9 protein-coding genes are annotated in these 13,199 nt (G+C 60.7%); 4 read left to right on the top strand and 5 right to left on the bottom strand.

Going from position 1 to position 13,199, the window contains the following annotated elements; all coding sequences use genetic code 11:
- Positions 1 to 2: 2 nt before the first annotated feature.
- Positions 3 to 1,076 carry an NAD-dependent epimerase/dehydratase family protein gene (locus tag AC5Y5C_RS04025; RefSeq protein WP_499969365.1) on the bottom strand — a complete coding sequence of 358 codons (1,074 nt, stop codon included), beginning with the start codon at positions 1,074 to 1,076 and terminating at the stop codon, positions 3 to 5.
- Positions 1,077 to 1,216: 140 nt separating this feature from the next.
- Positions 1,217 to 2,476 (bottom strand): glycosyltransferase, encoded by a 1,260-nt coding sequence (locus AC5Y5C_RS04020; RefSeq protein ID WP_499969175.1) that lies wholly within the window; start codon positions 2,474 to 2,476, stop codon positions 1,217 to 1,219.
- A gap of 482 nt (positions 2,477 to 2,958) precedes the next feature.
- Here AC5Y5C_RS04020 and rfbA point away from each other — a divergent pair, with 482 nt between their 5' ends.
- Together rfbA and AC5Y5C_RS04010 are read left to right on the top strand one after the other, a co-directional pair.
- On the top strand, positions 2,959 to 3,825 hold the full coding sequence (rfbA, locus tag AC5Y5C_RS04015) for a glucose-1-phosphate thymidylyltransferase RfbA (protein ID WP_499969173.1): 867 nt from the start codon (positions 2,959 to 2,961) through the stop codon (positions 3,823 to 3,825).
- Between the two features lie 136 nt (positions 3,826 to 3,961).
- Positions 3,962 to 4,300 (top strand): hemophore-related protein, encoded by a 339-nt coding sequence (locus AC5Y5C_RS04010; protein ID WP_499969171.1) that lies wholly within the window; start codon positions 3,962 to 3,964, stop codon positions 4,298 to 4,300.
- 99 nt (positions 4,301 to 4,399) lie between these two features.
- Here the strand turns inward: AC5Y5C_RS04010 and AC5Y5C_RS04005 are convergent, their stop codons facing one another.
- From AC5Y5C_RS04005 to AC5Y5C_RS03995, 3 genes are read right to left on the bottom strand one after another with little or no spacing between them, the layout of a single operon-like run.
- Complete coding sequence (locus AC5Y5C_RS04005) at positions 4,400 to 7,342, bottom strand: MMPL/RND family transporter (RefSeq protein WP_499969170.1); 2,943 nt, start codon at positions 7,340 to 7,342, stop codon at positions 4,400 to 4,402.
- Positions 7,343 to 7,353: 11 nt separating this feature from the next.
- Entirely contained in the window at positions 7,354 to 10,233 is a 2,880-nt protein-coding gene (locus AC5Y5C_RS04000) for an MMPL/RND family transporter (protein ID WP_499969168.1), read from the bottom strand.
- Positions 10,230 to 10,646, bottom strand: coding sequence for an MmpS family transport accessory protein (locus AC5Y5C_RS03995; RefSeq protein ID WP_499969166.1), 417 nt, complete (start codon positions 10,644 to 10,646; stop codon positions 10,230 to 10,232). The genes AC5Y5C_RS04000 and AC5Y5C_RS03995 overlap by 4 nt, the downstream gene beginning before the upstream one ends.
- A 536-nt stretch (positions 10,647 to 11,182) precedes the next feature.
- Here AC5Y5C_RS03995 and ramB point away from each other — a divergent pair.
- Both ramB and AC5Y5C_RS03985 read left to right on the top strand, forming a co-directional pair.
- Positions 11,183 to 12,625, top strand: a complete 1,443-nt coding sequence (gene ramB / locus AC5Y5C_RS03990) for an acetate metabolism transcriptional regulator RamB (protein ID WP_499969164.1) — start codon at positions 11,183 to 11,185, stop codon at positions 12,623 to 12,625.
- Positions 12,622 to 13,188 carry a carboxymuconolactone decarboxylase family protein gene (locus tag AC5Y5C_RS03985; protein ID WP_499969162.1) on the top strand — a complete coding sequence of 189 codons (567 nt, stop codon included), beginning with the start codon at positions 12,622 to 12,624 and terminating at the stop codon, positions 13,186 to 13,188. The genes ramB and AC5Y5C_RS03985 overlap by 4 nt, the downstream gene beginning before the upstream one ends.
- The last annotated feature ends 11 nt before the right edge of the window (positions 13,189 to 13,199 follow it).

The following is a 13,199-nucleotide window of genomic DNA, read 5'->3' as shown; positions in this document are numbered from 1 at the left end:
GCTCAAAAACGATTCGGACAGCCCTTGTCGATCCATTCGAGAAGGGTGTGCACGCCGTCCTCAAGCGTCCACTTCGGGCTCCACGCGAGCTGATCGATTGCCGGCCCGATATCGCAGCTTGCGGCGCGCACATCGCCGTCTCGAAACTTCCCGACAACAATGGGCTCGGGTGCACCACAGATGTCCGCGATCTTGCCTGCCAACTCGTGAATGGTTGTTGCGGTGCCAGAACCGATGTCAAGGGTGCGTCGCGCGACAGCGGGCGCATGCACCGCAGCGAAGAGCGCGTCGACGACATCATCGATGAAAACGAAATCACGGACTATCCGTCCGTCCTCGTAAACCTCCAGCGCCTGCTTCTCGCGTGCCAGACGCGCGAAGAGGGTGACGATTCCGGTGTAGGAATTCGTGAGTGACTGACCGGGTCCGTACACGTTCTGCAGGCGCAAGACGCTGAGGTCGGTGTCGTGGGCGGCCGCCCACGACGCCAACAGATGTTCCTGGGCAAGTTTGGTGCTCGCATAGATATTGGTCGGGCGGGGCTCCGTCCGGCCGGCGCGGCTGGGAAGCGGTTCCGACGCTTCACCCGCAGGGCCTTTCGGATCCCACTCGCCGGCAAGTAGTTGTGCATGGCTGCGCGGGCGCGGGTAGAAGACGTCCGCACCGGACTGCCACGCACCTTCGCCGTACACCGCGCGCGACGACGCAAGCACCAGCTGATCCGGCACATGTGCCGAACGACTCAGGGCGTCGAGGAGTTGGGTTGTGCCCACCACGTTGACCGAACCGTGGCGGGTCGCTTCCGAAAGCGACTGCGCCGTACCCGTCTCCGCAGCCAAATGGACAACCTGTGAAGGTTCGAACAACCGAAGTACGGCATCCCAGTCAGGGGCGTGGGTAACGTCTCCGGTGAACAACCGCACCGAGGGCGGGAGATCGATCTCTCGGCCTCTGGCGTGTACTTGCGGGTGTAGGACGTCCATCACCGCGACGTCGTATCCCGCTTGGACGAGGCGATTGGACAGCGCGGACCCGATAAATCCCGCTCCACCAGAGATGAGTACAGATTTCGACAAAGCCGACGCCTCCCGTTCCTTACAGAGCAGTTCGGTGACCGGCACGCACCGGTAATGCGTTCCTGGTCAATGATATCGATGGTCCAAGTGTCATCGCACGGGGTACTTCCGGCATGGGCTGCCGCGAGGTGACGACTGACCTAAGCACGCGCGGCCCTCTCCTCCAACAGGCCGGCCGCCTTGTTCACACTCTCGTACGGCTTGGACATACGGGGAGCGATCGCCCGGGCCCGGACCACACATTCCGGTTTGAGGATCTGACGCAGATCCGAGACCAGCGTCTCGCGGGTCGTGGTCGAAAAGCGCCGGGAGGTGCCCACTTTCATCCGCTTGAGCTGGTTTCCCCAAAATGGCTGGTCCCCAACAGTCCAGAGAATCAAAGTAGGCACTCCTGCGCGCAGGCTCGCCGCCGTGGTACCCGAACCGCCGTGGTGCACGATCGCTCGACTCACCGGAAAGACCGCCGCGTAATTCACCACTCCGACCACCTTGACGTGTGGAGAGGTTTGAACATCGCTTAAGTCGGTCGCGCCGGCGCATACCAATGCGCGCTCCCCTAGTTCTGCGCATGCTGAGCTGATCATCTCGACTGTCTCCGCCGGAGATTCGACCGGGATGCTCCCCGAGGCGAAACAGATAGGCGGCGGCCCCGCCGCGATCCAGGACATGACCTCGTCATCGGCCTCTGTTGTCAACTCCATGGTGAGTGCGCCCACGAAAGGCCTTCGTCCGCCATACTTTGCCCATTCGTCTGCCAGCCCGCGGAAGCAAATACCGTCGTAAGCCTGGATTTCCAGCGACCCGCGCTGGCCGATCCGCTGCGGCGAAGGGCTCGCCGCCTTGGGCAAGCCAAGCTCGCGCCGTTGCGCATCCTCCGCCTTCTTGGTCACTCGCCAGGTCAGCCAGTCATAGGCGGTCATCGCTGTGCGTGTTAACTGCGGCGGTAAGACCGGAAAGAGCTGACCATTGGGGCGCCACGGCATGGTGTGCAGGGCAACCAGCGGGATCCCGTAGAACTCGGCAACATTGGCAGCCGGTTCCTCATAGCCCACACTGGTCGACAGAAGATCCACCCCATCTGCCACGGACACCAGGGTCTTACTCATTTCCGACCATTGTTCGGTTACCAGTTTCAGGGCCTGCTGACACAGCGCAACCAGATCCTGCACTCTCCAAAAATGACGAGTCCATGACATCCACAAGTCGCGGTATTCATCGAGCTGGGGCCCCACATGAACGCCGTATGGCACCGCCGAGAGTCCGACCGACTCCGCGAAGCGGATCAAATCAGGTGGGACCGCCATGCGCACTTCATGACCCCTACGCTGCAGCTCCCGTCCGACCGCAACAGCAGGTTCGATATCGCCGCGCGTGCCATAACTTGCCATGGCAAATTTCATGACGGTATCGACCTCCCCGATATGTTTACGTACACGCAGAATGGCCGTCAGTGCTGCCGGTCATTATTACCGATCTTGTGCGTCACGGATAGCCTCAGGATGACGGGCACACATGTGTCTCCAAATTCCAAAACATCAATACAGCAACGGCAGAAAGAATTCCGTTTCATGGGTTGCAACACGTAAAATCGCTATTTCGGATGAAAGCGGCAATGCAATACGGGCCGGCCCGGGTTCAGCAGGTTTCACGATATCCGTATGCGGCTGCGGGCGTGCCGGATCCGTCTTGACGGACTTTGTCGCGACTCACGGTTCACCAAGACCACCCGCACGCCCCCTCGCAGCGTTTGATTCCGTCGGCATTCTGTCTTCATACGCGATAGGGTGACCTACGGTTGCGCCACGACAGCGTAGTAATCACGACAGCGTAGAAATGTCGCCGCCGCAACCGAACTCGGATTCGTCGTCGAGTAGGAGCACACATGCGCGGCATCATTCTCGCGGGCGGGTCGGGCACTCGCCTGCATCCGATAACGACGGGTATCAGCAAGCAGTTGCTGCCGGTGTACGACAAACCACTGATCTATTACCCGTTGTCCACGCTGATCATGGCCGGGGTCCGGGACATTTTGGTGATCACCACGCCCTTTGACGCCCCGGCATTCGAGCGACTGCTCGGGGACGGCTCGGCCTTTGGGATTAGCTTGAGCTATGCGGTCCAGCCCAAACCCGAGGGGCTGGCGCAGGCGTTCGTGATCGGCGCCGAGCACATCGGCACCGACACAGCGATGCTTGCACTGGGCGACAACGTCTTCTACGGGCCCGGCCTGGGCACGAGCCTGCGCAGGTTTGAGAACATCAGCGGTGGAGCGATTTTCGCATATTGGGTGGCCAACCCGTCGGCGTATGGCGTGGTGGAGTTCGACGCCGCCGGGGTCCCGCTGTCCCTGGAAGAAAAGCCCACAAATCCGAAATCCCATTACGCTGTGCCCGGCCTGTACTTCTATGACAACGACGTCATAGAGATCGCGCGCTCGCTGCAGAAGTCGGCTCGGGGAGAGTACGAGATCACCGAGGTCAACCAGACCTATCTGGATCAGGGACGACTTTCCGTCGAGGTGCTGCCGCGTGGCACCGCGTGGCTAGACACGGGCACCTTCGACTCGCTGCTGGACGCGAGCGATTACGTGCGCACCATCGAACGCCGCCAGGGTCTGAAGATCGGTGTACCGGAAGAAATTGCGTGGCGCGCTGGTTTCATCAACGATGACCAGCTTGCTGCGCGTGCCCAAGAGCTACTCAAATCTGGATACGGCAGTTACCTACTTGAGCTCTTGCAGCGGAAATAGTGCGATGTTCTGGTCCGCGGTAACACAATGGATTGATGGACGTATAAATAGTCATGGGCCCTAAGTGCACCCTGGGCCTTGTTTTTCGATGAATACGTAAAGTTGATGTGGTCGGTACGAGGAGGCAATTGAGAACATGAACAAACTGTCACTGACGAAGATTGCGGCGGCCGTCGCCGGTGCCACGCTGGCGGTGAGCGCCGGTGCTGGGATCGCATCCGCTGACCCCGTTACGGACGAGATGGTGAACAGCACCTGTACATACGATCAGGCGAATGCGGCGCTGCATGCGGAGAACCCGACAGCCGCAGAGTATTTCGACCAGTCGCCCCCCAACCAGCAGTTCATGCAAGAGTTCCTCAGCTCACCGAAGGCCAAGCGCGTGAGCATGATCAACCAGGTCAGGGGCAATCAGGGCATCGAGTTCGTCATACCCGTCTTCCAGCAGATGGTGCGCAGCTGCCACAAATACTGAGCCTTACACGCAAAGGGTCGGGCCGGAGGTGAACTTCGGCCCGGCCTTTTGTATATGCAGCATCGCCCCGAACACCAAAGCTGTTGAACTACACCGTCACTAGCCGTTGAACTTTGGCAGCTCCGTGGTCGGCTCGTCATCGTCGAGTCGGGTCGAAACGGGCGCCGTGCGCGTACCAACGGACTCAAGCAGAGCACTCGGCGGGCGCGGCCGTACTCGTTGCGGCCACCAGAACCACTTACCCAACAGCGCCGCGATCGACGGAGTCATGAACGAGCGCACGATCAGCGTGTCGAACAACAGACCCAGCCCAATGGTGGTGCCGATCTGACCGATGATCTGCAGATCGCTGACGACCATCGACGCCATGGTGGCCGCGAACACCAATCCGGCTGATGTGACGACCTTTCCGGTGCCGCCCATCGCGCGGATGATGCCCGTATTCAGCCCGGCACCCAGCTCCTCTTTCATTCGGGAGACCAACAGCAGGTTGTAGTCGGACCCCACCGCCAAAAGGATGATCACGGACATCGCCAGCACCATCCAGTGCAGATTGATGCCGAGGATGTACTGCCACAGCAGCACCGACATGCCAAAGGACGCGCCGAGCGAGAGCGCCACCGTACCGACGATCACCAGGGCCGCGATGAAGCTCCGGGTGGTGATGAGCATGATGATGAACACCAGGCAGATCGCTGCGATTCCCGCAATCAACAGGTCGTATGTCGAGCCGTCCTTCCAGTCCTTCGCGGTAGACGCGGCACCGGCAAGGTAGATCTTGCCGCCCACCAGAGGCGTTCCCTTCAGCGCTTCCTCTGCCGAGTTCCGGATCTGCTCGATCCGCGCAATACCCTCGGGCGACATCGGATCACCATTGTGGGAAATGATGAACCGCACCGTCTTTCCGTCCGGCGACAGGAATGAACTCATTGCACGCTGGAAGTCCGGGTTCTTAAATACTTCCGGAGGCAGGAAGAACGAATCGTCGTTCTTGGACGCGTCGAATGCCTGCCCCATGGCCATCACGTCGTTGGTGGATTCGTCCATGGAAGCGAACTGCCCGGACATGGTGGCGTACATGGTGAGCACCGAGGTGTGCATGCTCTGCATGACCTCGATCATCTGAGGGAATTGGACGAGCAGCTGCGGCATGATGGCGTCCAGCTGATCCATGTCCTTGACGAGAACCATCAACCCGTCATCGAGCGCGTCGACTCCGTCCATCGCGTCGAAGATCGATCTGATCGAAAAGCAGATGGGGATGTCGAAACAGTGCTTGTCCCAATAGAAGTAGTTGCGGATCGGTCGAAGAAAGTCATCGAACAGAGCAATGCTGCCCCGCAAGTCGTCCGTGAGTTGCTGCACCTCATGGGTATGAGCCGTCATTCGATGTGTCGTTTCCGACATCTTCTTCATCACGCCGTACGTGCGCTGCATCGTCGCGATCATCTTCAACATGTCGTCGGCCTGCTTTTGCATGTCGGCGATGCGCTTCTTCTGGAAACGGGTCGCCTGTACCTGGCCGGCGCTTTGCAAGCTGAGCAGGAACGGCACCGACGTGTTGGCGATCGGTGTTCCCTCGGGTCGGGTGATCCCTTGCACCCTCGACACCCCACGCACCTTGAAAATGGCCTTCGCCACCTTGTTCAACACCAGAAAGTCGGCCGGGTTCCGAAGATCGCGATCGGTTTCGATCAACAACACGTCGGGCGTCAGGCGCGACTCGGAGAAGTGACGTTGCGCCGCAGCGAATCCCTGATTGGCCGGGATATCACCGGAGATGTACAGCCGGTCGTTGTAGCTCGTTTTGTATCCCGGCAACGTCGATAGCCCGACCAATGCCACCGCCAACGAGGCGACCAGAATGGGTGCGGGCCAGCGGACGACTGCCGTGCCCAGCCCACGCCACCGCTGAACCCGCAGCTTGCGTGTGGGTTCGAGCAGTCCGAATCGGCTGGCCACCGCGATCCCGGCGGGAACCAGAGTGACCGCGACCGCGACGGCCGCCAGCATTCCAATGGCGCACGGGATGCCCATGGTTTGGAAGTAGGGCAACCGCGTGAAATGTAGACACAGGATGGCTCCGGCGATGGTCAGTCCAGAGGCCAAGACCACGGGGGCCACGCTGCGATATGTGGTGTAGTACGCGGTTTCCCGGTCCTCACCGGCCTGGCGCGCCTCTTGATATCGACCGAAGAAGAAGATCCCGTAATCGGTGCCGGCGGCGATGCTCAGAAAGACCAGCATGTTGACGGCGAACGTCGACAACACGAAAACATCGTGGTAACCGAGAAATGCCACGATGCCTCGGGCCGCAGCCAATTCGACACCCACCATGATCAGCAGCAGGATGACGGTGACGACCGAGCGATAGAGGATCAATAGCAACGTGAAGATGATGACCACGGTGACCGCGGTGATCTTCAGAATCGATTTGTTGCCCGCATGCTGCATATCCGAGGCGAGCGGCGCCGCACCGGCCACATAGACCTTGACATCGGCGGGTGCCGCGGGTGACGTCCGATTGACGATCTCGCGGATCGCGGCGACAGATTCGTCCCCCATGGCGGTGCCTTGATTGCCGACGAGATTCAGTTGCACGTATGCAGCCTTCTCGTCGGGACTCTGCACACTCGAGGATGTCAGCCGATCGCCCCACAGATCCTGCACGTGCTCCACGTGTTTGGGATCGTTACGCAGCTCGCGGATCAGTCCGGCGTAGTACGTATGCGCATCCTCGCCGAGCGGCGCCGTCCCCTCGAGCACGATCATCGCGGAGCTGTCCGAGTTCGATTCGTTGAAGTCCTTGCCCATGCGCAGGATGGCTTTGACGGCCGGCGCATCCTGCGGCATCAGCGATACCGAACGCTCTTCCGCGACGTTTTCCAATGCGGGGATCGCCTTGGCCCAGTCCCAATTGACCGATGCCAGCGTCGTATACAGAATCAGCGCCAGCCAGCCCAGGATGATCAGGGGCGACAGGTTTCGTATTGTTCGCGCGATAAACGGCCGCGAGTGCGCTGAGTTTGTCTCAGCACTCATACCCGGTCTCATCAGTTCCTCTGCAGCACGGAACGGACGAGGCGCGGTCCCTTCCACCCGTGCACCGCACCGACCGGCCGGGGAGACACCTGCAGTGGCCACCAGAACCACCGGCCCAGGAGCGCAGCGATGGCCGGCGTCATGAAGGCTCTAACGATCAAGGTGTCGAACAAAAGACCAAGGCCGATCGTGGTTCCCACCTGCCCGATGGTGAGCAGGTCGCTGACGATCATGGAGCCCATCGTGGCCGCGAAGACCAGGCCGGCGGCAGTCACAACCTTGCCGGTGCCGCCCATCGCCCGGATGATGCCCGTGTTGAGGCCCGCGCCTAACTCCTCTTTCATGCGCGAGACCAGCAGCAGGTTGTAGTCGGACCCCACCGCGAGCAGCACGATGACCGACATGGCCAATACCACCCAGTTGATCTGGATACCGCAAATGTGTTGCCACACAAGAACGGACAGACCGAACGACGCACCCAACGACAACGCCACGGTTCCGACGATCACCAGCGCGGCAACCAAGCTCCGCGTCATCAACAACATGATGATGAAAATGAGGCACAGCGCCGCGACACCCGCGATCAGGAGATCGTATTTTGATCCCTCGACCAGCTCGCTGACACCCGCCGCCGTACCGGCCAGGGAGAGCGTGGCGTGCTCCAGCGGGGTGCCCTTGAGCGCTTCCTCCGCCGCGGTCTTGATCGGCTCCACCCGCGAAATGCCTTCGGGCGTGGCGGGATCTCCGCGCTGAGATATGAGCATGCGCGAGGACTTGCCGTCGGGCGACATGAAGATCTTCATGACCCGTTTGAAGTCCTTGTTGTTCAACACATCCGGCGGTAGGTAGAAGGAGTCATCGTTCTTCGATGCGTCGAAAGCCTTGCCCATGGCCGTCGAGTTCTCGGTGGATTCATCCATCTGGGCGAAGATGCCAGACATCGTGCTGTGCATCGTCAGCATCGATTCGCGGGTGCTCTTCATGGTGTCGATCATCACGGGGAACTGTTCGAGCAGCTGGGGCATCAGCCTGTCCAACTCGTCGAGATCGCCCACCAGATTCTCCATCTTGTCGGTCACCTGATCGACGCCGTCGAGCGCATCGAAGATCGACCTGATCGACCAGCAGATGGGGATATCGAAGCAGTGCTTCTCCCAATAGAAGTAGTTACGGATCGGCCGCCAGAAGTCTTCGAAATTTTCGATGTGGTCCCGCAGCGTGGACATATCTTTCTGCAGATCGTGCGTGGTACTCACCATGCGGTGAGTCGTCGCCACCATCTGCTTCATCAGATCGAACATGCGCTGCATGAGCGCGATCGTCGTCCCCATGTCATCGGCCTGCTTGAGCATGTCGTCCATGCGCGCACGCTGGAAGGGCAGGCTCAATCGCTGGCTCGCATTCGACATGCTGAGCATGAACGGCACCGACGAGTGCTCGATCTGCGTTCCCTCGGGACGCGTGATGGACTGCACGTTGGCTATACCGGGGACCGCGAATACCGCCTTGGCCAGCCTGTTCAACACCAGCAGATCGGCCGAGTTGCGCATATCGTGGTTGGCCTCGATCAGCAGGATGTCGGGCGTGGACATCTTCGATTCCGGGAAATGCCGTGAGGCCGCGATGAGTCCCTGCGTCGCGGGGATGTCTTGCGGTATGTACTTCGCGTCGGTGTAGCTGGGGTTGTATCCCGGCAGCGTCAGGAGCCCGATGAGCGAAATCGCCACCGTCCCGGCGAGAATGGGCCCGGGCCATCGCACAATCGCGGTGCCCACCCGTCGCCAGCGGCGCGTCGTCACCTGCCGCTTGGGATCGAACAGCCCAAACCGGCTGCCCGCGGCGATGCACGCCGGAACAAGCGTCAGCGCAACTGCCACCGCGACCAGAATGCCTACCGCGCCAGGGATACCCAGCGGCTTGAAGTAGGGCAGTCGAGTGAAGTGCAGACAGGCGATCGCGCCGGCGATGGTCAAGCCGGATGCCAGCACGACCTTGGCCACCCCGCGGTAGGCGGTGTAGTAGGCGGTCTGGCGATCCTCGCCCGCCTGGCGCGCCTCCTGGTACCGCCCCGTGAAAAAGATTCCATAGTCCGTACCTGCGGCAATACCCACAGACACCAACAGGTTGACGACGAAGGTGGTCAACCCCACGATCCCGTGCATGCCGAGGAACGCGACAAGACCTCGCGCAACCTGCAACTCGATGCCGACGGTGAACAGCAGGATGATGACCGTGATGAACGATCGGTAGAGCAGGAGCAGCATCAGGAAAATCACTCCGACGCTCACCACGGTGATGAGGATGACCGTCCGGTTTCCACTCTCCGACATGTCGGAGACAATGGCCGCGGGACCGGTGACATACGTCTTGACCCCCGGCGGCAGCCCCGGAGTGTTCTTGATGACCTTCTGGACGGCTTCTACGGATTCATTCGCATCGGCCTGACCAAAACGCCCGGTGAGATTCAATTGCACATACGCGGCTTTTCCGTCAGCGCTCTGGGCCGCACCTGCGGTTAGCGGGTCACCCCAAAAGTCCTGGATGTGCTGCACATGTTTCGGATCGGCCTTCAATTGACGAACGACGGCGTCGTAATACTTGTGCGCGTCGTCGCCGAGGGCGTTCTCTCCCTCGAGCACGATCACGGCGACACTCTCCGAGTTGGACTCCTCGAAGACCTTCCCCATCTGTGTCATCGCTTTGACAGAAGGCGCGTCCGGCGGGCTGAGCGAGACCGAATGCTCTCTTTCGACGATCTCCAGCGGCGGTACCTTGACGGTCAGCAAGACAGTGATCGCAAGCCAGCCCAAGATAATAAACACCGCACCCCGGCGGATAATGGTCGCCATTATCGGCCGGTGCGATTGAACTTTGCCGTCGCCCTCGCTCATGCTGCCTTCAGCAGGCATGAGGTAAAGGCGTTGGTCTGAGTTGTCACCTTCTCGGACTTGACCTCATCATCCACGATAATGCGGCAGCCGATGCTGCGACCATCTCCCTGCGCCATGATGCTTCCGACGGCGGTGGTCTTGCCGATCTCGAATTTCACCGACCACGGCAATGGGATTTTTTGAATGAACAGCGGATCACCATTTACGTCGAAATAGCTGATATCGGCCACATTCCCCGGTGATCCAAAAACCTCATACGACATCTTCTTGGGATCAAACGATTTGGCGTCACTGACATTCGTGTCGGCATACGATGGACGGTTCTCGGAACCGAATACACCGTGGAGCCGCGACACCGCAAATCCGCCGGCGCTAATTACCGCGAGCACCAGTATCGGAATCCACAGACGCATCAAAAGCCGAAGAATCGTAACCCTCCTCGTCTATCTCCGCATCCGGCACCATGCTCGGACATGTACGTCCCAATTGCAAAACGCGGAACACCTCAGCGGTGCTCCCCGGCCGTTAAAGATTAGACCATGCATGAGAGTCGCGTATGTGCCCGTTGCACACCCGATATGGAATAAGTAGCACGCTATGTGGGATACGTGCGTGTACAGATTTACTGCGCGCTATCACGGGCAACCCTGTTGACAAGATTTACCATTCCCTACGAATGAGTGAACAGATAGCTAATCAGCAGTTGGAGACCTCGTTTGTGACCCCCGAGCCCGACCACCAGTCACAGTGGCGCCGGTCATAGCGAGACGCAGCCCGGGCCAACGTGTTCGCCCACGGACTCGGCCGAGATACGTCCAGAAAGCAAACCAGCTTGATTGCTCGGTGGCATCCGGCCCCCATTCCCGCCGCCGCGGCGGGCATCGCGGACAGATCCGAACCTTGCCAAGACTGCGAAGCTAGAGTTCGCAAGGCGCGTACGCTGGTCAACGTGTCCAAAACGTATGTTGGAGGGCGCCTTCGTCAACTCCGGAGCGAACGCGGGTTCAGCCAAGCCGCGCTCGCCCAGATGCTGGAGATCTCCCCGAGCTATCTCAACCAGATCGAGCATGACGTCCGACCGCTCACCGTCGCGGTATTGCTGCGTATCACCGAGGTGTTCGGCGTCGACGCGACGTTCTTCTCCTCCCAGGACGACAGCCGCCTCATCGCCGAACTGCGCGAGGTGGTGCAGGACAAGGACCTGGACATCGACGTCGATCCCGCGGAGATCGCCGATGTGGTCGCCGGGCATCCCGCGTTGGCCCGCGCCATGGTCAACCTGCATCGGCGCTACCGGATCACCACCACACAGTTGGCGGCCGCCACCGAGGACCGCTACACCGACGGCAGCGGCTCAAGCTCCGGGCGGGGTTCGATCACCATGCCGCACGAGGAGGTACGCGACTACTTCTATCAGCGGCACAACTATCTCCACGAGCTAGACACCGCCGCTGAAGACCTGACGGTTCGGATGCGCATGCACCGGGCAGACCTGGCCAGAGAAATCGCCGACCGTCTCACCGAGGTGCATGGCGTACAAATCGCCCGGCGCATCGATCTCGGTGACAGCGTCCTGCACAAGTACGACCCCGGATCCAAGACACTCGAGATCAGCAATCACCTCTCCGGCGGTCAGCAGGTTTTCAAGCTCGCCGCCGAGCTGGCCTATCTGGAGTATGGCGATCTCATCGACACCATGGTCGACGACGGCAAGTTCACCTCGGAGGAATCGCGGAAGTTGGCCCGCCTGGGCCTGGCCAACTACTTCGCCGCCGCCACGGTCCTTCCCTACCGCCAGTTCCACGGGGTGGCCGAGGATTTCCAATACGACATCGAACGGCTCTCCGCGTTCTACTCGGTGAGCTACGAGACCATCTGCCACCGGCTGTCCACCCTGCAGCGCCCGTCGATGCGGGGGGTCCCGTTCTCGTTCGTCCGGGTTGATCGTGCCGGAAACATGTCCAAACGACAGTCGGCCACCGGATTCCACTTCTCCTCCAGCGGTGGTACCTGCCCGCTGTGGAACGTCTACGAGACCTTCGGCAACCCGGGCAAGATCTTGGTTCAGGTGGCGCAGATGCCCGACGGGCGCAACTACCTGTGGGTGGCACGCACTGTCGAACGGCGTGCGTCGCGCTATGGCCAGCCAGGTAAGACGTTCGCGATCGGACTGGGCTGCGAGTTGCGGCATGCGCACCGGCTGGTCTATTCGGAGGGTCTGGATCTGTCCTCGGAAGGCGCGACGACGCCGATCGGCGTGGGTTGTCGCGTGTGCGAGCGCGATAACTGTCCCCAGCGCGCCTTCCCGGCACTCGGGCGGGCACTCGATCTTGACGAGCATCGCAGTACGGTGTCGCCATACCTTGTCCAGCAAGAAGGAGCCCGACAGTGAGTGATGAGCCACTTGCGCGCAGAGCAGCCCGTGCCGGCGGCCGTATCCCATCAGGTGGTCTGCGTGAGCTGGGACCGGTCAACTGGGTGATCGCCAAGGGCATGGCACGCGCGATCAGCGTGCCGGAGATGCACCTGGCGACGACGCTCGGACAGACGGGCATCCGATTCTGGCCGTGGTTGGCGTACTCCGGTGCGATTCTGCGCGGCACCAAACTTTCTGCCCGCGATACCGAAGTGGTCATCCTCCGCGTGGCCCACGTACGCGAATGCGAGTACGAACTACAGCACCACACCCGCATCGCCAAAAGCGCCGGTATCGATCCCGCCTATCAAGAACGGATCTTCGCCGGGGCCGGCGCCGACGGACTCTCCGACAAGGAGCGCGCGCTCATCACCGGGGTCGACGAGATTCTCACCACCAGAACACTTTCCGATAATGCATGGGAGGGACTCTCGAAGTTCCTGGACCGCCGACAGCTCATCGGCTTTTGCTTACTCGTCACGCAGTACGACGGCCTCGCCGCGACCATGTCATCGTTGCGCATTCCGCTGGATCACTGAGACAACCCGCA

The organism is Mycobacterium sp. NGS15, assembly GCF_059813245.1.
Note: the sequence above shows the minus strand (reverse complement) of the source record. Positions and strands in the feature narration are given on the sequence as shown.